This is a genomic window from Serinibacter arcticus (assembly GCF_003121705.1).
Lineage (GTDB): Bacteria > Actinomycetota > Actinomycetes > Actinomycetales > Beutenbergiaceae > Litorihabitans.
Genome location: NZ_PYHR01000002.1, coordinates 1,943,049 through 1,962,429 on the forward strand (window position 1 = coordinate 1,943,049; position 19,381 = coordinate 1,962,429).

A 19,381-nucleotide genomic window follows, 5' to 3' on the forward strand; every position below is an offset into this window, starting at 1 on the left:
ATGATTCCAGTTCTGCCGGAACCGGCGGTCGGGGCCGGACCGACCTACGCTGGCTGGATGAGCGACTACCCGGACTACCTCCCCCTCGGCCCCGGCCCGCGCCCCACCGACGGCCCCGGCCTCGTCGAGCGCGTCCGTGTCGTCGCGCGGGAGCAGGACCTGGGCGGGGCGATGAGCTCCGCGACCGACGACATCCTCAGGCGCACGACGGTGGTGCTCGACGGCGACGACGTCACCTCCGCCGTCGTGGACGCGACCGGCGTCTCGATCCCCGAGTCGGCCTTCACCTCCGAGCCGACGGTGCCGGCGAAGCTCCCCGCCGTCGTGGCGGCGACGCCCGGCGTGCTGCGCCGCGGCTCGTTCCGGGCGCACCCCCTGCTCGTGGCCGAGGTCCCCGTGGTCATCGACGCGGAGGTCAGCGACCTCCCGATCCAGTGGATCGACGCGAGCGACGGCACGGTCGGCGTCGAGCCCCTGCCGCCGACCGCGGAGCAGCCGATCTCCGGGTTCCTGCGTGTCAGCGCCCCCAAGCAGGAGGTCATCGACACCGTCCGCCGCATCGCGACGGCCGTTCTGGCCGAGCAGGGCATCACCCTGACGCGGCTCGACGTCGAGCTGACCTCCGTGGGTCCGCGCGAGGTCCGGCTCCAGGCCGACGCCAAGCTGCGCCGCGGGATCCTGTCCGCCTCGGCGCAGGCCAGCGGCTCCGCCTCGGTCGACCAGGCGCTGGTGCTCCGGTTCGCCGACGTCCGGCTCGGCAGCGCGAACCCGATCGTGGCGGGCCTGCTCGCCGTCGCCCGCGGCCGGGTCAAGGAGGCCACGCAGCGACCGATCGACCTCGCCGAGCAGCTGCCGCCGGGGGTGCGGGTCACGGACGTGCAGCTCGACGCGGGGGCCGAGCTCACGCTGAGCGCGCGCCTGGCCTAGATCGGACTCGGCAGGACGCGAGAACGCCCTGGCTCGCGGCTGGAGTGATCCAGCCGCGAGCCAGGGCGTTCTCGTGCGGTGAGGCGGCGCCTCAGCGACCGCCCCGCCACAGGACCAGGGCGCCGGAGCCGCTCGAGGTGCCGGCCGCCGTCGTGCGCTGCGGGACGCGACGGCCCCGCGGGACGGACTCGACGTCGCCCGTGGTGGATGCCGCGAAGACGCGGGAGCCCGGGTCGATCACCGCTCGCAGGCCCTCGAGCGCGGCCCGGAGCGCGGCGTTCTCTCGCTGGAGCTCGAGGATCCGGCCGATGCCCTCGAGGTTGACGCCCTCCGTGGACAGGCGCTGCACCTCGCGGAGCGCCGCGACGTCGCGCAACGAGTAGCGACGGCCGCGGCCCGCGGTGCGGTGGGGCACCACGAGGCCGAGGCGGTCGTACTGCCGCAGCGTCTGCGCGTGCATCCCCGCGAGCTCGGCGGCCGCGGACACGGTGAGGACCGGTGCGTCGTACGCCCTGCTGCTGACCATCGCTCCTCCAGTCGTGTCCGTCGTGCTCGTCGTGCCCACCATTCGCGAGGCCCTTCGGGTCCGTCCGCGAGGCCCTTCGGGCTAGCCGCGTGACCCGAAAGGCCTCGCGACGTGACCACAAAGGCCTCGCGACGAGACCCGAAGGGCCTCGCGAACGGTTGCTGCCTACTGCGCGGCCGAGGCCGCCAGACCCGCGCGCGGGTCGGCGTCACCGGTCGCTGCGGCGAACGCCTCGACGGCGGCGCGCGCCTCGTCCGTCAGCCGCTCCGGCACCACGACCTCGATGCGCACGATGAGGTCGCCGGCACCCGTGGCTGCCTGCACCCCCTTGCCGCGCACACGCAGCCGCTTGCCCGACGGCGACCCCGCCGGCACCTTCACGCGCACCGATCCGCCGTCGAACGTCGGCACCGAGATCGTCGATCCCAGCGCCGCCTCGGCGAACGTGACCGGCACGGTGACGGTGAGGTTGGTGCCGTCGAGGCTGAAGACCGGGTGCGGCGTCACCGTCACCGCGACCACGAGGTCGCCGGCGGCACCGCCGCCCGAGCCTGGACGGCCCTTGCCGCGCAGCTTGATCTTCTGGCCGTCACGCACCCCGGCCGGGATGCGCACCGTCATCGAGCGACCCTCGACCGTGACCGGCATCGCGCCGCCCTCGACCGCGAGGCGGAACGGGAGCGTGAGGGACGCCGTCAGGTCGGCGCCGTTCTCCGGACCGCCGAAGCCTGCCCGACGACGACCGCCGCCGCCCGCAGCCCCGCCGAACATCCCCGAGAGGATGTCCTCGAAGCTGCCCCCGCCGGCGCCGGCCCCGAACGGCGAGCCGCCGCGGGGCTGACCGCCGCCCTGGAACACGCCGCCGAAGAGGTCCTCGAAGCTGCCGCCGGAGCCCGGACCGCCGGCCCCGCGGTGAAGCGGGGGCCGCCGCCGGCCATGGCGCGCAGGCCGTCGTACTGCTTGCGCTGCTCGGGATCGGACAGGACGGCGTACGCCTCGCCGATCTCCTTGAACTTCGACTCGGCCTTGACGTCCCCGGGTTGTGGTCGGGGTGGTGCGTCCGGGCGAGCTTGCGGTAGGCCTTCTTGATGGCGGCGTCGTCAGCGTCCTTGGGCACGCCGAGCATGGAGTAGAAGTCCTTCTCCAACCAGTCCTGACCACTCATGGCCGCCTCCTTCCGTCATCCATCGCCGCTCGCGTCACTCGGGTCCGACGACGCCGACCCGCGCCGGGCGGAGCACCGAGGCTCCGCGGCGGTAACCGGGCTGCGCGACCATCGTGATCGTCGTCGCGACGGCCTCCGCCGACGTGGCGTGCATGAGCGCCTCGTGGTGGGCGGGGTCGAACTCCTCGCCCACCTCACCGAACCGCTCGACGTCGAACTTCGTCACCAGCGCCTGCTCGAGCTTCTCGGCGATCGCGAGGAACGGGCCCTCGAGCTCGCCGTGCTGCCGCGCGAGGGCGACGTCGTCGAGCACCGGGATCAGCGCCTCGACGACCTCGGCCTGGCCGCTGGTGCGGGCCGAGGCCTCCTGCTCGCGCGAGCGCTTCACGAACGCGTTGTAGCGCTGCTCGATGTTGTAGGCGTCGGCCTTGGCGCGCGCCAGCTGGTCCTGCAGCTCGAGCACCTCGGCGCGCAGCGCCTCGGACTCCTCGCCTGCAGCCTCGGGGCCGGTGCCCGACGGCGAGACCTGCGTCTCGCCGTCGGCCACCTCACCCGCAGGGGTCGCGTCGCGGCGCTCGTACGTCTCCGGATCGAACTTCCGCTTGTCGCGGATGATCGGCTCCTCCGGCTGCTCGTCGTACGAGGCCCCGGTCACTTCTTGTCGTCCTCGTCCTCGACGACCTCGGCGTCGACGACGTCGTCGTCGACAGGAGCGTCCTCGGTGGACGTCGGGGCGTCGGTCGGGGCGCCGGCGGCCTCCTGCGCGTAGAGCGCCTGACCGATCTTCTGGCTGACCTCGGACAGCGTCGCCGTGGCCGACTTCACGGCCTCGACGTCGGTGCCCTCGAGCGCCGTGCGCACGCCGGCGATCGCCTCGCGAACCTCGGACGAGACGTCCTCGGGCAGCTTCTCGGCGTTGTCGGTGAGCTGCTTGTCCATCGAGTACGCGAGGTTCTCGGCCGTGTTGCGGACCTCGGCCTCCTCACGACGGGCGGCGTCCTCGGCGGCGTGCGCCTCGGCCTCCTTGATCATGCGGTCGATCTCGTCCTTCGGCAGGGCCGAGCCGCCGGTGATCGTCATCGACTGCTCCTTGCCCGTGCCGCGGTCCTTGGCGGACACGTGCACGATGCCGTTGGCGTCGATGTCGAAGGTGACCTCGACCTGCGGCAGCCCGCGCGGGGCCGGGGCGATGCCCGTGAGCTCGAAGGTGCCGAGCGGCTTGTTGTCCGACGCGAAGTCGCGCTCGCCCTGGTAGACCTGGATGAGCACGGAGGGCTGGTTGTCCTCGGCCGTGGAGAAGACCTCGCTGCGCTTGGTCGGGATGGCCGTGTTGCGCTCGATCAGCTTGGTCATCACCCCGCCGCGGGTCTCGATGCCGAGCGACAGCGGCGTGACGTCGATGAGCAGGACGTCCTTGCGGTCACCCTTGATGACGCCGGCCTGGAGCGCGGCGCCGACGGCGACGACCTCGTCCGGGTTCACGCCCTTGTTGGGCTCGCGGCCACCGGTCAGCTCCTTGACGACCTCGGTCACGGCCGGCATGCGGGTGGAGCCACCCACGAGCACGACGTGGTCGATGTCGGCGACGTTGATGCCGGCGTCCTTGATGACGTTGCGGAACGGGGCCTTGGTGCGCTCGAGGAGGTCGGACGTCATCTGCTCGAACTGCGAGCGGGTGAGCTTCTCCTCGAGGTGGATCGGGCCGTTCTCCGTCATGGAGAGGTACTGCAGCGAGATGGTGGTCGCCGTCGCGGAGGACAGCTCCTTCTTCGCGCTCTCGGCCGCCTCGCGCAGACGCTGCAGCGCGATCTTGTCCTTGGACAGGTCGACGCCGTAGGAGTTCTTCACCTGGCCGACCAGCCACGCGACGATGGCCGCGTCCCAGTCGTCGCCGCCGAGGCGGTTGTCGCCGTTGGTGGCGCGCACCTGGATCGTGGAGAAGTCGTCCTCGTCCTTGCCCACCTCGAGCAGGGAGACGTCGAAGGTTCCGCCACCGAGGTCGAAGACGAGGATGAGCTCGTCCTCCTTGCCGCGCTCCAGGCCGTAGGCGAGGGCGGCGGCGGTGGGCTCGTTGACGATGCGCAGCACGTTGAGGCCGGCGATCTGACCGGCGTCCTTCGTGGCCTGACGCTCGGCGTCGTTGAAGTAGGCGGGGACGGTGATGACGGCGTCGGTGACGGGCTCGCCGAGGTAGGACTCCGCGTCCTTCTTCAGCTTGCCGAGCACGCGCGCGGAGATCTCCTGGGCGCTGTAGGCCTTGTCGTCGATGTCCTGGCTCCAGTCGGTGCCCATGTGGCGCTTGACGGAGGAGATGGTGCGGTCGACGTTGGTGACCGCCTGACGCTTGGCGACCTCGCCGACGAGAACCTCGCCGGACTTGCTGAACGCGACCACGGACGGCGTGGTGCGGGCGCCCTCGGCGTTCGCGATGACGGTGGGCTCGCCACCCTCGAGGACCGCGACGACGGAGTTGGTGGTTCCGAGGTCGATACCGACTGCTCGTGACATGTCTGTACTGCTCCTTCCGGACCCGTCGCGGCGTACCGCGTGGTCCACATTGAGTCTGCCGTACTCAAGTCTGCGCCTCCGGGTTCGGGACGTCAACTGAACTTGAGTCTGTATGGCTCAACCTTGATCGAGCGCCCCGTATTCCGCCGACCTCCTCGCCGTTGGTACACGATTCGATGTAACGTCGTGACGTGCTCGACACCACCGCCACCCTCGGCCACACCGCCGCGATCGCCCGCCTCGGCCACGCCCTGTCCGACCCCACCCGGGCGGGCGCTCTCCTGGCGCTGCGCGAGGCACCCGCCGTCCCGTCCGACCTCGCCGATGCCCTCGGCGTCTCGCGCCAGGCCATGTCGAACCACCTGGCGTGCCTGCGCGGCTGCGGCCTGGTCGAGACCGTCCAGGAGGGGCGCCACCACTGGTACCGGCTCGCGGACGAGCACGTCGCCCACGCCCTCGCCGAGCTCCTGCGCGTCACGCTCGTCGTCGAGCCCGACTGCTGCGACGGCGAGGGGTGCACCTGCTGATGACCGCTCCCGCCGCCGCTGCTCTCCCCGAGGCCCGGCGCGCCACGCTGCACCGGCGCATCCGCCTCGTCGTCGCGTTCACGATCGCCTACAACGTCGTCGAGGCCGTGATCGCCATCGCGGCGGGCACGGCCGCCTCCTCGGCCGCCCTCGTCGGGTTCGGGCTGGACTCGACCGTCGAGGTCCTGTCCGCCGCGGCCGTCGCGTGGCAGTTCACGCGCCGTGACCCCGAGCGGTGGGAGCGCCCCACCCTCCGGGTCATCGCCGTCGCGTTCTTCGCGCTCGCGGCCTACGTCAGCATCAGCTCGGTGACGGCCCTCGCCGCTCGGACGGAGGTCGAGCACTCCACGGTCGGCATCGTCCTGGCGGCGACCAGCGTCGTGATCATGCCGTTCGTCTCTCTCGTCGAGCGACGGGCGGGGCTGGAGGTCGGCTCGGCGACCGCAGTGGCCGACTCCAAGCAGACCCTCATCTGCACGTACCTGTCCGTCGCCGTCCTCGTCGGCCTGATCCTCACGAGCACGCTCGGCTGGTGGTGGGCCGACGCCGTCGCGGGTCTGGTCATCGCGGTCGTCGCGGTCCGCGAGGGGCTCGAGGCGTGGCGGGGCGACGCGTGCGCCACCTCCGCCGGGCGGCTGCTCGAGCAGGACGCCCCGCAGGACGAGGACTGCTGCGACCACGAGCACTGAGCCGGACCTACCCGCGGGGCGCATGATGGGAGCGATGTCGACACGCTCCCGAACGTCCCGCAAGCCCGTCCCGACGCTGTTCGTCCAGGTCGCGCAGCACCCGAGCCTCGGCGTCGAGACCACCTCGGGCAGGCCGTGGGTCGGCGTCGACCAGCAGGTCGGCCACGGTTCGGCCGACGCGCTCTACGCCCTGACGCCGGAGCAGTACGCCGGGGCGCTCGTGGACTCCTCGACGCTCGGCACGTTCGAGGGCGAGTGCTGGCGCGGCGACCATCCCGAGCTGCGCCTGCACGAGCCCGGCGGTGGGTCGTGGAAGCCGGAACGCTGGGTGGGCGCCCGCGCGCGGATGCTCCCGCCGTCGGTCGCCGGTGAGATCTGGCACCACGTCGACGCACTGGGCGAATCCGCCGACAACGAGCGGGCGGCGACCTCGCGGGCGCTGGCCGCCGGAACCACGACCGCGGGGACCGACGGCGACCCCTCCCTGATCTTCCGGCTCACGGGCGACGGCGCGTACCCCCGACCCGAGGCGCTGATCGCCGGACTGGCCCCGGGCAGCGACCGCTCCCGGGCACGGTCCGTCCTGGGCGACCCTCTCCCCGACTCCCCCGACACCTACGCGCTCGAGGGCGACCGGCTGCGCCTGACCTACGGGGGCGACGACGGGGGCGACGGCGACGGCCTCCTCGCCGTCACCCTCGAGCGCCCCGCAGCCCTCCCCCTCCCCGCCGGCCAGATCCGCACCTTCCTCGAGGTGCTCGGGGAGCCCGAGGCCGGCCCCGCCTTCGAGGCGGTCGCGACCCTCGCCGGCGGGACGTCGCGACGCTGGGCCGCCTCCTCCGGCTTCCACCGCCGACTGATCGCGTTCGACGGCGGCGTGGAGGTCCAGGTCGAGGAGGGCCGCGTGCTGAGCGCGCGCGTGCGGCTGGGTGCGGGCTCGGCCGGCGCCGCCTACCCCCACGCCGAGGGGCTGCTCCCCGGGACGACGTGGCCGCCGTCGCGCGACGACGTCCACCGCGCGCTCGGCGCCCCCGCCGCCACGAACGGACGCCTCGAGCTCCACCGGTTCGGGGCGCGGGACCTCCTGATCACCTACGACGGCGACACCCCGACCGACCTGACCGCCGTCGGCCGCGGAGTGAGCGTCACGCACCGGATGCACCGCTGGCGCTCCGGGGAGTTCACGACGTTCCTCGACATCCTCGGCCGCCCCCGGACCGACCCGCTGGTGGGCCGTGTCCACGCCCTGCCGGGGGTGCGCCTCGCCTACCGCCGGGACGTCGTCGACCGGGTCGAGATCGGCGGCAGCGGCCACCCGGCCGAGCGCTTCGCGGCCTTCGTCGACGGGATGCCGCCCCGGCCCACGCGCTCCGACGTGCCGTTCGGGCGACCGCACGACACCGGCGACACCGACGACCTGCGCTACCTCGACCAGGGCTGCGTCCACGTCCGCGCGGCCGACGGCACCCTGGTCTCGACGATCGCCGTGAGCCAGGAGCCGCCGTCCGGCCTGGACCTGCACCGCCCCCGGCCCTGGACCGACCGCTGAGAGCGACAGGACCCGCCCGGCAGGGGCTCAGGCCTTGTCGTGCAGCGTGACGAGGTAGCCGTCGGGGTCGACGAACGTGAAGGTCACCCCGAACGGGCCGGGAGCCGGGTCGACGGCGATCGCCACACCGTCGGCGACCATCCCCGCGTGGACGGCCGCGACGTCAGCGGCGTGCAGCCAGATGCCGACACCGCGACCGAGCGGCGCCTCGTCGAGGTCGACGCCGGGCAGCGGAGGGCGGACGGCGAACGACGCCGGTGCGGTGTCGAAGACGACGGCGGTGGGCGGGCCCGCCTGCCGGGTGAAGCCGAGGTGACGCTCGTAGAACTCCGCGGAGCGGGGCACGTCGCGCACCTGCAGGGAGATGAAACCGGGGCCGGCGACGGACATGATGCCTCTTTCGTTGATGTCAACTACCTGACATCCGAACCGTATGTCAAACTACTGACATGGGTCAAGATGCGCCGCGGATCGAGCTCGCCTCCTCCCCCGGCTACCTGGTCAAGGTGGTCTCGAGCGCCCTGCGCTCGGCGATGGAGGACGTGCTGCGCCCCCTCGGGATGACGATCACGCACTACTCCTGCCTCGAGCTGCTCGCCCAGCGTCCCGGCCTGTCGAGCTCCGACCTCGCGCGCGGGACGTTCGTGACGCGGCAGTCGATGAACGTCCTCCTGCAGAGCCTGCAGCGCGACGGTCTCGTCACCCGTCCCGAGCAGCCCGCCAGCGGTCGGGTCCTGCCCACCGAGCTGACCGACGCCGGACGTCGCCAGCTCGCGGCCGCGAGCGCCGCCGTCCGCGCGGTCGAGGACCGGATGACGGCCGGGCTGGACCCCGCCGAGCGCCGCCGGCTGACCGACCTGCTCGACCGCTGCGCCGTCGCCCTGCGGACCTGACGGCCGCGCCCGCGGGCCCACGGGCGCCCGCCGGACGGTCGGGGCAGCTGATACCGGTCAACGACCGGATCTCAGAGCAGCTCGACCCGATCCGCCTGGGGTCCTCGATCGCTCTGACGGACGACGTACCGGACGCGGTCACCCTCGTGCAGCGCATCCGCGCCGCGCACCACGGACACGTGGACGAACAGGTCGTCACCGCCCGCGTCGGGCGTGATGAAGCCGAAGCCGCGATCGCCGTCGAACCGCGCCACGACGCCCGACCCGCCCCGCACCGGGGCGGACCGGTCCGAGCGCTGCCGGTCCGGCTGCCGGTGGCCCGTCGAGCCGCCGCGACCGGCCGGGGCACCGGCGGACGGACGGCGTGACGCGCCCCCCACGAGGTCGACGTCGCGGGCCAGCGGGCCACGGTCGCCGTCGACGACGGTGAACGTCACACGGTCACCCTCGACCAGATCGCGCACACCCGAGCGCAGGGCCTTGGCGTGCACGAACACGCCGTCGCCCCCGGCGTCGGGCTCGATGAAGCCGAAGCCCTTGTCGGAGTCGAAGAAGGTCACGGTGCCGTCGGCACCGTCCGACGTGGCCGCGCCTGCGACGGGCACCGAGCCCGTCCCTCCCTGCACCGCGAGCGGCAGCACGTGATCCGCCTGCGGCCCCTTCTCGCCGGCGACCACGAGGAACGCGACCCGTTGCCCCTCCCGGATCACGCTGCCACCCACGATGGCGGAGCTGTGCACGAAGACCTCCGTGCCGTCGTCCTGAGCGAGGAACCCGTAGCCCTTGGTCGACTCGTACCAGCTCACCGTGCCGAGCACGCCGAGCACGGAGTCCGAAGGGAGATCACCGGTGACGCGCACCCGCCTGGCCTGGGGGCCTCGATCACCCTCGCCGAGCTCGAACTCGACCTGCTGTCCCTCGCAGAGCCCGCGGTCGGCGTCGGCGCCGACGATCTCCGACGCGTGGACGAACAGGTCCTCGGCACCCTCACCGAGGTCGAGGAATCCGAACCCCCGGTCAGTGTCGAACCAGCGGACGACTCCCTGCGGCACTGTGCACTCCTCGTTCGATCCCAGCCTGCGTCGTACGAGCGCCCATTCTCCCCCACGACCGCCCGCCGTCCCGCGCGAGCCGCCTCTAGACTCGGGCGACCGTCACCGCCGACCCGGAATGCAGCAAGAAGGCGAGCCCGCGTGCCCCAGTTCACCCGCCTCCTGTCCCCCGTCACCGGCAGCGAGCCCATCAGCGGTGCCACCAGCCTGCGCACCCGCCTGATCAGTCGGATCGAGCGCGAGGCGATCGGTCGCGCCCTGCGGGAGACCCGCCCGATCTCCGAGCTGGGCCACTGGGACGTCGAGCCCGACCGCGGCCGCGTCGTCGACATCGTCGAGGCCTCCCACGCGGGGCGCGTCGAGCACCTGGTCCCGATCCGGGTGGCCCGGATGGTCGGATCGCCGTACGGCTTCCTGCGCGGCTCCGCCGTCGTGATGGCCGACGACGTCGCCCGCCTCCCCGTCTCCGGCATCACCCCGGTCATCGGGGGCGACGCGCACCTGGGCAACTTCGGGTTCTACCGCTCGCCCGAGGGCGTGCAGGTGATGGACATCAACGACTTCGACGAGGCCCACGTCGGCGCGTGGGAGTGGGACGTCGCGCGCCTCACCGCCTCGATCTGGGTGGCCGGCCGCGAGAACTCTCGCACCGAGGACGACTGCCGCGACAGCGTGCTCGCGTGCGTCCGCGCCTACGCGGGCGAGGTCGCCCGCCTGGCCCGGATCCCGCTGCTCACCCGGTCCTTCGAGCGGATGGACGTCGAGAACCTCACCGCCGCCGCCAGCGACCCCGGGCTGCTCGCCGCGATCGAGAAGGCCGCGAAGGCGGCGCGCAAGCGCACCAGCGACCGCGCGCTGCCCAAGCTCACCGGCGAGAACGCCCGCGGTGAGCGCGAGATCGTCGCCGAGCCGCCGCTCGTGGAGCGGCTCAGCCAGTCCGACGCCGAGCTCGTCGCCCAGGGCCTCGACCGCTACCTCGACTCGCTCCCGGCCCAGTGGCGGCGGGTCCTGGCCTGGTACGGGCTGAGCGACGTCGCGCACAAGGTCGTCGGCGTCGGGAGCGTGGGACTGCGCGCCTACGTGGCACTGCTCGAGGGCACGCACCCCGACGACGTCCTCTTCCTCCAGCTCAAGCAGGCGCGGCGCTCGGTGCTCGCCCGGTACGTGCACGGCGAGAACGCCTGGCACGACCACCAGGGTCAGCGCGTGGTCGAGAGCCAGCAGGCGCTCCAGACGGTCTCGGACCCGCTGCTCGGGTGGACCGAGTTCGGCGGCAACCAGTACTACGTGCGCACCTTCCGGAACATGAAGGGCACCGTGCCGCTCGACGGCCTGGACTCGGCGGCGCTCGCGGACTACTCCCACATCGTCGGCACGCTGCTCGCGAAGGGACACGCCCGCACGTCCGGCGCCTCGATGATCGCCGCCTACCTCGGCGACGACGACGCCCCCGCCCAGGCGTTCGCCGCCTTCGCCCGGGGGTACGCCGACCAGACCGAGGCCGACCACGCCACGATGCTCGTCGCGGTGCGGTCGGGGCGGCTGCCCGTGGCGGAGGGGTTCACGGGGTCGGCGTTCCGGCCCGGGGGCTGAACCTCAGACGACCAGCGACTGACCGCCGTCGATCCAGACCTCCGTGCCCGTGACGTGGCTCGAGGCGTCGGAGGTGAGGAACCACACGAGGTCGCCCACCTGGTCGGACGTGCCCGAGGTGGTCCCGGTGAGGGGGATCGTGCCGTCGGGGAAGTCGGCGGCCACGCCCAGGTCCTCGGTGTTGCGGTGCTCGGTGTTGTCCCCGATCTCCGTGTCGATCGCGCCGGGGCAGATCACGTTGACCCGCACGCCGTGCTCGGCCAGCTCGACGGCGATCATCTTCGCGAACGCCACCTGCCCCGCCTTGCTGGAGGAGTAGGCCGAGGCGCCGGTGTTGCTGAACGTCCGCGTCCCGTTGATGGACGACACGATCACGACGGCGCCGCCCCGCGCCTTCAGCAGCGGGACCGCGTACTTCACGGTGTGGAACGTGCCGGTGAGGTTGACCGCGATGGTGCGCGACCACTCCTCCGGCTCGAGCTCCTCGAGCGGCGCCCACACCCCGTTGATCCCGGCCGAGGCGACGACGACGTCGATCCGGCCCAGCTCGCGCTCCACACGGGCGACGGCGTCGCGCACCTGGGCCGCGTCCTCGACGTCGACACCGAGCGGGAGGACCTGGCCGCCGTCGGCGACGGCGCGGACCTCCTCGGCGGCGTCGTCCGCACTCGACTGCGAGTGCCCCACGACGACGACGTGGAGCCCCTCGCGCGCCAGCCGGAGGGCCGCGCCGAGGCCGATCCCGGAACCGGCCCCGGTGACGAGTGCGACCCGGCGCTCGGTCGCGCCGTCGGCGTCGGTGCTGTCGTGCTTGCCCACGATGTTCTCCTTCGGTCGGCGAGTCCCTGCCGTTCGACCGTAACCCCGGGGCCGCGCCGCGCGGCCGAGCAGTTCCGCGCACCGGTGGTCGCTTCAGCGACGGCGAAGCGACCATCCGTGCGCGCAACGGCGGGCGGCGGGGCGGCGGGCGGCGACGGCCGGCTACCGCCCGGCGAGCGACATGTGCACCTGGTACCGGTCGCCCCGGTACCAGGACACGACGTGCTCGACCACCTGGTTCGCGGCGCCGGACGTCCTCCGGAACACCAGCACCGGCGCGCCGGGCTCCACCCCGAGCAGCTCGGCGCGCTCGGCGTCGACCGCCTCGGCCCACGCCGTCTGCTCGGCGTGGTCGATCCGGACGCCGTAGACATCGGCGAGCAGGCCGTAGAGAGACCCGGCGAGGTCGCGCGAGCCGAGGTCGGGCGCCACGCGCGCCGAGTACCAGGCGAGCTCGAACGCCATCGGCACCCCGCCCGCCAGCCGGAGCCGCTCGATGCGCCAGGCCTTCTCGCCCTCCTCGAGCCCGAGCGACGCCCGCGCCTCCACCGGCGCCTCGACCAGCTCGACGCTCCGCACGAGGGTGGACGGCACGAGCCCGCGCCGTCGCATGTCCTCGGTGAACGAGGCGAGGTGCAGCGTGGTCTGCACGCGGTGTCCCGCGACGAACGTGCCCTTGCCCTGCACCTTGTAGAGCTTCTGCTCCTCGACCAGCGCCCGGATCGCCTCGCGCACGGTCGCGCGCGAGACGCCGTAGGTCACCATGAGCTCCCGCTCCGAGGGGATCGCCGCGTGCGGCTGCCAGGCGTGGCCGACCTGCGAGAGCAGGATCGAGCGGAGCTGGGCGTGCTTCGGCACCGGGCCGTCGGCGACGACGGACCGATCGGCACCCCCCGCAGCCGCCCCCGGCTCGTCCACGACCTCCGCCGTTCCTCCTGTGACCCGCGTCATAGGCCGTTCCCCCCTCGCTCGATTGACACGCGCACACCGTGTCGTCACTATGGTCGCACTGGTCCGTACCAGTAGCAACCAGTACCGGACCAGTCCCTCCGCACAACGATGTCACACCCCGAGGAGCCCCCCATGACCACGACCGCCGCCGGATCGACGACGATCCTCGCGCCGCTGACCGGCACCCTCCGCGCTCTCGACGCCGTCCCCGACCCCGTGTTCTCGCAGGGGATCATGGGCCCGGGCGCCGCGATCGAGCCGCCCCAGGAGGTCGTCGACGTCGTCGCCCCGGTCTCCGGGACCCTGCTCAAGGTCTTCCCCCACGCGTTCGTGATCCTGACCCCGCAGGGCTGGGGCGTGCTGGTCCACCTCGGGATCGACACGGTCGGTCTCGACGGCGCGGGCTTCACGGTGCACGTCGCGCAGGGCGACGAGATCGCCACCGGCGCGCCCGTCGTCATTTACGACGTCCCGGCCGTCACCGCCGCGGGGCTCGCGACCGTCGTCCCCGTCGTCCTCCTCGAGCACACCGGGGAGGTGGCGCTCGCCGCCGGCCTGGCCGACGGTGCCGCCCTCGCCCCGGGCGCCCCGTTCCTCACGCTCGCCGGCTGAGCCGGTCGTCACCACCCACCCCCGTCCGCCACCCGACCCACCACAGACGAAGGAGACCCACGATGACCGACACCGCCGTCGACACGCCGGCCCGGAAGAGGAGGCGCATGCCGAATCTTCCCGGCTTCGCCCAGCTCCAGCGCCTCGGCAAGAGCCTCATGCTCCCGATCGCGGTCCTGCCCGCGGCGGGCATCCTGCTGCGCCTCGGCCAGGAGGACCTGCTCGGCAAGATCGACACCCCGGTCATCGGCCCGTTCTTCGACGCGATGAGCGCCGCCGGGGACGCCCTGTTCGCGAACCTCCCCCTGCTGTTCGCGGTCGGCGTCGCCATCGGCTTCGCGAAGAAGGCCGACGGCTCGACGGCGCTGTCCGCCGTCGTCGGCTACCTCGTGATGGAGAAGGTCTTCGCCGCGATGTCCCCCGTGGTGCTGGCCGGGAAGGTGGACGCCGCGGGCGATCCGCTGACCATCAACTACAGCGTCTTCGCCGGGATCATCATCGGACTGGTCACGGCCTGGCTCTTCGACCGGTACCACACCATCCAGCTCCCGACCTATCTCGGGTTCTTCGGCGGCCGGCGCTTCGTCCCCATCGTCGTCTCGCTCGCCGCCCTCGTCATCGCGTTCGGCATGAGCTACCTGTACCCGCTGTTCAACGCCGGCCTCACCGGCCTCGGATCGTTCATCGCGGGCACCGGCGCGCTCGGTGCGTTCGTCTACGGGTTCGCCAACCGGATGCTCATCCCGCTCGGGCTGCACCACATCCTCAACTCCTACGTGTGGTTCCTGCACGGCTCCTACGAGGGCCCGAACGGAGTCGTCACCGGTGAGCTCACCCGCTTCGCGGCCGGCGACATGACGGCCGGCGCCCTCACGGCCGGCTTCTACCCGGTGCTCATGTTCGGTCTCCCGGCGGCGGCGCTCGCGATCATCCACGTGGCGCGGCCGAAGCAGAAGAAGGCCGCCATCGGCATCCTCGGCGCGGCGGCGATCACCGCCCTGCTCACCGGTGTCACCGAGCCGCTCGAGTTCGCGTTCATGTTCCTGGCGTTCCCGCTCTACGTGGTGCACGCGGTCCTCACGGGCCTGTCGCTCGCGATCGCCTACCTCCTCGACGTCCACCTGGGCTTCTCGTTCTCCGCCGGGTTGATCGACCTGCTGCTCTACGGCACGGCGCCGGCCGCCCAGAACATCCCGATCCTCGTCGTGATGGGCGTGGTCACCGCCGTCGTCTACTACCTCCTCTTCCGCTGGGTCATCGTGAGGTGGAACCTCCGTACCCCGGGCCGCGAGGACGAGGCGGAGGCCGCCGCCGAGAAGGCGGCGAACGAGGGCGACGGCGCCCCGAGCCCGACCGCGACGACCGCGACTCTCGGACGTGTCGACGAGCTGGTGGACGAGCCAGGTTCGTCGGTCCCGGACTCCCGCGCCGAGCAGCTGATCGCGGCGTTCGGCGGTCGCGAGAACCTGGTCAACGTGGACGCGTGCATCACCCGGCTGCGGATGGAGGTCGCCGACAAGGACCGGGTCGACAAGGCCGCCCTGAAGAAGCTCGGCGCGGCCGGCGTCATCGAGGTCGGCAACAACGTCCAGGCCGTCTTCGGGGTGCAGGCCGAGGCCCTGAAGAACGAGATCACGGACGCGCTCTAGCGTCCCCGCGAACCCCACCGGGCCACGTCCCCCCGCCGGCCCGGTGGATCGGGTCCCGCCTCCCCGTCCCCCACGGACGGCGGGACCCCGGGCCTCCGGTCGGCACCATCGTCGCTGCCGACCGGAACGCTCACACCGCACCACCCGCAGCACCACCCCCCGTCGCCCAGCCCCACCCCCGGAGGAGCCTCATGGAGGTCATCGTCGTCGAGCGGCGGCAGGACGCCGCCGCCCTGGTCGCGGACGCGTACACGGCCCTGCTCACCCGCACGCCCACCGCCGTCCTCGGGCTGGCGACCGGCTCGACCCCGCTGCCCGTCTACGACGAGCTGGTCCGACGTCACGACGCCGGGGACCTCTCCTTCGCGCGTGCCCGGGCCTTCCTGCTCGACGAGTACGTCGGGCTCCCCGCCGACCATCCCGAGCGCTACCGCGCCGTCATCGAGCGCGACTTCACGGGTCGGGTCGACCTCGACCCCGCCGCCGTCGTCGGCCCCGACGGGCTCGCGCAGGACCTCGACGCCGCGGGCCGCGACTACGACGAGGCGATCCGTGCGGCGGGCGGGATCGATCTGCAGATCCTCGGGATCGGCAGCGACGGTCACCTCGCGTTCAACATGCCGATGTCGAGCCTCGCGAGCCGGACCCGGCTGAAGACCCTCACGCCCCGCACCCGCGAGGACAACGCGCGGTTCTTCGACGGCGACCTCGACCGGGTGCCGACGCACTGCCTCACCCAGGGGCTCGGGACGATCATGGAGAGCCGGCACGCCGTGATGCTCGGCTTCGGTCGCGCCAAGGCCCAGGCGATCCGCGAGTGCGTCGAGGGCGCGGTGTCCGCGCGCTGGCCCGCCTCGATCCTCCAGCTGCACCCGCACGCCACCGTGGTGGTCGACGTCGAGGCCGCCTCGCAGCTCGGCTTCACCGACTACTACCGGACGACGTACGCGGGCAAGCCCGCGTGGCAGGGGATCTGAGCATGCTGGTGCGAGCCGAGCGCGCGCTCGTGGACGGCGCCCTGGTGGGCCCCGTCCTGCTGGAGGTCGACGGCGGTCGGATCCGCGCCGTCGTCGTCGACCCCGAGCGGGTGGCCACCGCGACGCCCGACGTCGACCTCGCCGGCGGGACCCTCACGCCCGGGCTGCTCGACCTGCAGGTCAACGGCTCCTTCGGTGCCGACTTCGCCGACGCCACCCCGCAGGAGTGGGCCGCGGCGCTGGACGGGCTCGCCTCGCGGGGGATCACGGGGATCGAGCCGACGATCATCACGGCGCCGATCGCGGACCTGCACGGCGCCTTCGACCGCACGCTGGCCGCCCGGCGGCGCCACGAGCAGGACACCGTCACGCGCATCCTGGGCGCCCACCTCGAGGGTCCGTTCCTCTCGCCCGAGCGCAAGGGCGCCCACCGCGCCGACTGGATGCTCGACCCCTCGCGCGAGCACCTCGACGCGCTGCTCGCCAACCCCGCCACCCGCGAGGTCCTGCTGACGGTGACCCTCGCCCCCGAGCTCCCCGGCGCCCTCGCGGCGATCGAGCGGCTGGCGGGCGACGGCGTCGTCGTCTCGGTCGGCCACTCCGACGCCACGGCGGCCCAGGTCCACGCGGCCGCCGACGCCGGCGCCACGATGGTCACGCACCTGTTCAACGCGCAGCGGCCGCTGAACCACCGCGAGCCCGGCGTCGTCGGTGCCGCGCTCGCGGACGAGCGGCTGTTCGTCGGCACGATCGCCGACGCCCAGCACGTCGACGCGAGCGTCGTCGGGATCGTGGCCGGCGCCGCCCGCGGCCGGATGGTCGCCGTCACGGACGCGATCGTGACGGCGGGGCTGCCGAACCACACCTGGCTCACGTTCGGCGGCGACGAGGTCGCCAACGACGCCACCGGCCTCGGCCGCCGGCGCGACGGCACGATCGCCGGGGCCGGGATCGTGCTCGACGAGGGGGTGCGGCGCCTCGTCGCGGCGGGGCTCGATCCGGCCGTCGTGCTCACCGCGTGCACCGAGGTGCCGGCGCGATCGATCCGTCGCGACGACGTCGGCCGCCTCGCCGTCGGGACCCTCGCCGACCTGGTCTGGTGGGATGCGGCGTGGCACCCGGAGCGGGTCTGGATCGGCGGCGTCGAGCGCGACACCGCCTGACCCTCGGAAGCCGAAGGTAGGGCAGCCTTACCTCTCCCCCTACGATGAGCGCATGGCCCGCTACTCGCGTCTCGTGAAGCCCGCGAACCCCCAGCTCCTCCACCTCACCGTGCTGCGCACCCAGCGGCTCTCCCCGCACTGGATGCGCATCACCCTCGGCGGCGGCGAGATCGAGAAGTTCGAGCCGATGGGCTACGACCAGTGGTTCCGACTCTTCCTCCCGCTCGGCGGCGAGGAGGGCCTCGACCGCCTCCCCGCCAAGGCCAACCGGATGGTCGGCTACCTGCGCTACCTGCGGATCCCGGACGGCGTCCGGCCGGTGATGCGGAACTACACGGTCCGCGCGCACCGGGCCGCCACACCCTCGAGCGGTGCCGAGATCGACGTCGACCTCGTCCTGCACGGCACTCCCGAGGACGGGACCGCCGGCCCGGCGTCACGCTGGGCGCAGACCTGCCTCCCGGGCGAGAGCGTGGTCATCATCGACGAGGGCCTCGCGTTCAACCCGGAGCACGGCGTCGACCATGTGCTGCTCGTCGCCGACGAGACGGGCCTCCCCGCCGTCGCCGGCATCCTGGCCAGCCTCCCGCCGTCGGCCACCGGCCTCGCGATCGTCGAGGCCCCGAGCGCCGAGGACGTGCTCGAGTCCGACCTCCCCCGGCACGACGGCGTCGAGCTGCGCTGGATCGTCCGCGCCCCCGGCGCGAAGCCCGGGACCGAGGCGCTCGACGCCCTCACCGCCCTCCCCGAGGACGCCGTCGACCCCGCGCGCGTGCACGCCTGGATCGCCGGCGAGCAGGCGCTCCCCACGGACGCCCGCCGCCACCTCGTCAACGAGAGGGGCGTCGCCAAGGAGCGCGTGAGCTTCACCGGCTACTGGCGCGTCGGGGCGTCGTCGCCGACGCCGAAGTCCCAGGTCGCGACAGCCTGAGCCCCGCCGTCGTCGGCCTCTCGCACGCTCCGCGAGAAGCTCTCGGCACGACTTTCGATCGCGCGCGTCAGATTTCGGGTCCTCGCACGTCTAGTAGAGGACCGATCAATCCCAGACGCCCAGGAGCGCCGACGTGGTACCCGCGCACGAGCCCGACCCCCGCACCTCCCGCCGACCCGAGGAGCCCCCCGCGATGATCATCTCGGAGCAGGACTGGCGCACCTGGCCCGACGACCCGGACTGGAAGGACGAGCTCCTCAGCTCCGGCCGGATCAAGATCATCTGACCCGGAATGCGCTGGACCCTCCTGACACACTCGGCCCCATGACCGATTCCCCGGCCCGCGAGGGCCTCATCACCGGGACCGGGCGCTGGACGGCCCACCGCGACGCCTGCGTTCCTGACGACGTCGCCCGCATCCTCGCCACCCTGCCCGAGTGGTTCGGGATCCCGAGCGCGACCGCCGAGTACGTCGAGGCCGCCGCGACGTCCGAGACCTGGACGGTCCGCGGCACCGACGACCGCGTCGTCGGTGTCCTGCTCGTCGAACGCCACTTCCCGCACGTGGCGGAGATCCACCTGATGGCCGTGGATCGGGACCACCGGGGCACCGGCGTCGGCCGTGCTCTCGTGGATGCGCTCGAGCGCGCGGCCCACGCCGACGGCGTGGCCCTGCTCGAGGTCAAGACGCTCGGCGCCTCCCACCCCGACCCGGGGTACGCGCGGACCCGCGTCTTCTACGAGCGCTCCGGCTTCCTCCCGCTGGAGACCGTCGATCTCTGGGGGCCCGGAACGCCGTGCCTGATCATGGTCAAGCCGCTCCGGACGGCGGTCGAGGTATGAGCGGCGT

Annotated in this window: 20 protein-coding genes and 1 pseudogene; 13 read left to right on the forward strand and 8 right to left on the reverse strand. The window is 72.9% G+C overall.

The features are described from left to right. Nucleotides 1–57: 57 nt before the first annotated feature. Nucleotides 58–927, forward strand: coding sequence for a hypothetical protein (locus C8046_RS08910; RefSeq protein ID WP_109229126.1), 870 nt, complete (start codon nucleotides 58–60; stop codon nucleotides 925–927). 91 nt (nucleotides 928–1,018) lie between these two features. On the opposite strand, the gene C8046_RS08915 is transcribed toward C8046_RS08910, so the two are convergent. The 4 genes and pseudogenes from C8046_RS08915 to dnaK all read right to left on the reverse strand — a co-directional run bounded on the left by C8046_RS08915 (nucleotide 1,019) and on the right by dnaK (nucleotide 5,126). Next, complete coding sequence (locus C8046_RS08915) at nucleotides 1,019–1,453, reverse strand: heat shock protein transcriptional repressor HspR (protein WP_109229127.1); 435 nt, start codon at nucleotides 1,451–1,453, stop codon at nucleotides 1,019–1,021. Nucleotides 1,454–1,618: 165 nt separating this feature from the next. After that, nucleotides 1,619–2,618, reverse strand: a pseudogene (locus tag C8046_RS08920) (DnaJ C-terminal domain-containing protein). Nucleotides 2,619–2,652: 34 nt separating this feature from the next. Continuing rightward, nucleotides 2,653–3,273, reverse strand: a complete 621-nt coding sequence (locus tag C8046_RS08925; protein WP_109229128.1) for a nucleotide exchange factor GrpE — start codon at nucleotides 3,271–3,273, stop codon at nucleotides 2,653–2,655. Continuing rightward, complete coding sequence (gene dnaK, locus C8046_RS08930; RefSeq protein ID WP_109229129.1) at nucleotides 3,270–5,126, reverse strand: molecular chaperone DnaK; 1,857 nt, start codon at nucleotides 5,124–5,126, stop codon at nucleotides 3,270–3,272. Before dnaK ends, C8046_RS08925 begins: the two co-directional genes overlap by 4 nt. Nucleotides 5,127–5,317: 191 nt before the next feature. On the opposite strand from dnaK, the gene C8046_RS08935 reads away from it, so the two are divergent. The 3 genes from C8046_RS08935 to C8046_RS08945 are packed head-to-tail and all read left to right on the forward strand — an operon-like array spanning nucleotide 5,318 to nucleotide 7,891. Further along, entirely contained in the window at nucleotides 5,318–5,653 is a 336-nt protein-coding gene (locus tag C8046_RS08935; protein WP_109229130.1) for an ArsR/SmtB family transcription factor, read from the forward strand. Next, a complete protein-coding gene (locus tag C8046_RS08940) occupies nucleotides 5,653–6,342 on the forward strand; it encodes a cation transporter (protein ID WP_109230852.1) in 690 nt (229 codons plus the stop codon). Before C8046_RS08935 ends, C8046_RS08940 begins: the two co-directional genes overlap by 1 nt. 34 nt (nucleotides 6,343–6,376) lie before the next feature. Next, nucleotides 6,377–7,891, forward strand: a complete 1,515-nt coding sequence (locus C8046_RS08945) for a hypothetical protein (protein WP_109230853.1) — start codon at nucleotides 6,377–6,379, stop codon at nucleotides 7,889–7,891. Nucleotides 7,892–7,918: 27 nt separating this feature from the next. Here the strand turns inward: C8046_RS08945 and C8046_RS08950 are convergent, their stop codons facing one another. After that, nucleotides 7,919–8,281, reverse strand: coding sequence for a VOC family protein (locus tag C8046_RS08950; protein WP_109229131.1), 363 nt, complete (start codon nucleotides 8,279–8,281; stop codon nucleotides 7,919–7,921). Nucleotides 8,282–8,340: 59 nt separating this feature from the next. On the opposite strand from C8046_RS08950, the gene C8046_RS08955 reads away from it, so the two are divergent. After that, entirely contained in the window at nucleotides 8,341–8,784 is a 444-nt protein-coding gene (locus C8046_RS08955) for a MarR family winged helix-turn-helix transcriptional regulator (protein ID WP_109229132.1), read from the forward strand. Nucleotides 8,785–8,855: 71 nt separating this feature from the next. Here the strand turns inward: C8046_RS08955 and C8046_RS19970 are convergent, their stop codons facing one another. Continuing rightward, nucleotides 8,856–9,836, reverse strand: coding sequence for a cold-shock protein (locus tag C8046_RS19970; protein WP_109229133.1), 981 nt, complete (start codon nucleotides 9,834–9,836; stop codon nucleotides 8,856–8,858). A gap of 141 nt (nucleotides 9,837–9,977) precedes the next feature. Here C8046_RS19970 and C8046_RS08965 point away from each other — a divergent pair, with 141 nt between their 5' ends. Beyond that, nucleotides 9,978–11,429, forward strand: a complete 1,452-nt coding sequence (locus C8046_RS08965; protein WP_109229134.1) for a DUF2252 domain-containing protein — start codon at nucleotides 9,978–9,980, stop codon at nucleotides 11,427–11,429. 3 nt (nucleotides 11,430–11,432) lie between these two features. Here C8046_RS08965 and C8046_RS08970 read toward each other — a convergent pair whose 3' ends face one another. Together C8046_RS08970 and C8046_RS19975 are read right to left on the reverse strand one after the other, a co-directional pair. Next, nucleotides 11,433–12,248: an SDR family oxidoreductase gene (locus tag C8046_RS08970; RefSeq protein ID WP_109229135.1), complete on the reverse strand. Its 816-nt coding sequence runs from the start codon at nucleotides 12,246–12,248 to the stop codon at nucleotides 11,433–11,435. 162 nt (nucleotides 12,249–12,410) lie between these two features. Continuing rightward, the gene (locus C8046_RS19975) at nucleotides 12,411–13,199 is read right to left on the reverse strand and encodes a GntR family transcriptional regulator (protein WP_109229136.1); all 789 of its coding nucleotides are present in this window, start codon (nucleotides 13,197–13,199) and stop codon (nucleotides 12,411–12,413) included. Between the two features lie 132 nt (nucleotides 13,200–13,331). Here C8046_RS19975 and C8046_RS08980 point away from each other — a divergent pair, with 132 nt between their 5' ends. The 7 genes from C8046_RS08980 to C8046_RS09005 all read left to right on the forward strand — a co-directional run bounded on the left by C8046_RS08980 (nucleotide 13,332) and on the right by C8046_RS09005 (nucleotide 19,374). Continuing rightward, complete coding sequence (locus C8046_RS08980) at nucleotides 13,332–13,811, forward strand: PTS sugar transporter subunit IIA (RefSeq protein WP_109229137.1); 480 nt, start codon at nucleotides 13,332–13,334, stop codon at nucleotides 13,809–13,811. Between the two features lie 62 nt (nucleotides 13,812–13,873). Continuing rightward, nucleotides 13,874–15,460, forward strand: coding sequence for a PTS transporter subunit EIIC (locus C8046_RS08985; RefSeq protein ID WP_109229138.1), 1,587 nt, complete (start codon nucleotides 13,874–13,876; stop codon nucleotides 15,458–15,460). A gap of 191 nt (nucleotides 15,461–15,651) precedes the next feature. Further along, nucleotides 15,652–16,437 carry a glucosamine-6-phosphate deaminase gene (gene nagB / locus C8046_RS08990; protein WP_109229139.1) on the forward strand — a complete coding sequence of 262 codons (786 nt, stop codon included), beginning with the start codon at nucleotides 15,652–15,654 and terminating at the stop codon, nucleotides 16,435–16,437. A gap of 2 nt (nucleotides 16,438–16,439) precedes the next feature. Then, nucleotides 16,440–17,600 (forward strand): N-acetylglucosamine-6-phosphate deacetylase, encoded by a 1,161-nt coding sequence (gene nagA / locus C8046_RS08995; RefSeq protein WP_109229140.1) that lies wholly within the window; start codon nucleotides 16,440–16,442, stop codon nucleotides 17,598–17,600. Between the two features lie 52 nt (nucleotides 17,601–17,652). Further along, nucleotides 17,653–18,531: a siderophore-interacting protein gene (locus C8046_RS09000; protein WP_109229141.1), complete on the forward strand. Its 879-nt coding sequence runs from the start codon at nucleotides 17,653–17,655 to the stop codon at nucleotides 18,529–18,531. 133 nt (nucleotides 18,532–18,664) lie between these two features. Then, nucleotides 18,665–18,817, forward strand: a complete 153-nt coding sequence (locus C8046_RS18440; protein ID WP_158277177.1) for a hypothetical protein — start codon at nucleotides 18,665–18,667, stop codon at nucleotides 18,815–18,817. Between the two features lie 38 nt (nucleotides 18,818–18,855). After that, entirely contained in the window at nucleotides 18,856–19,374 is a 519-nt protein-coding gene (locus C8046_RS09005; protein WP_109229142.1) for a GNAT family N-acetyltransferase, read from the forward strand. Nucleotides 19,375–19,381 lie beyond the last annotated feature (7 nt).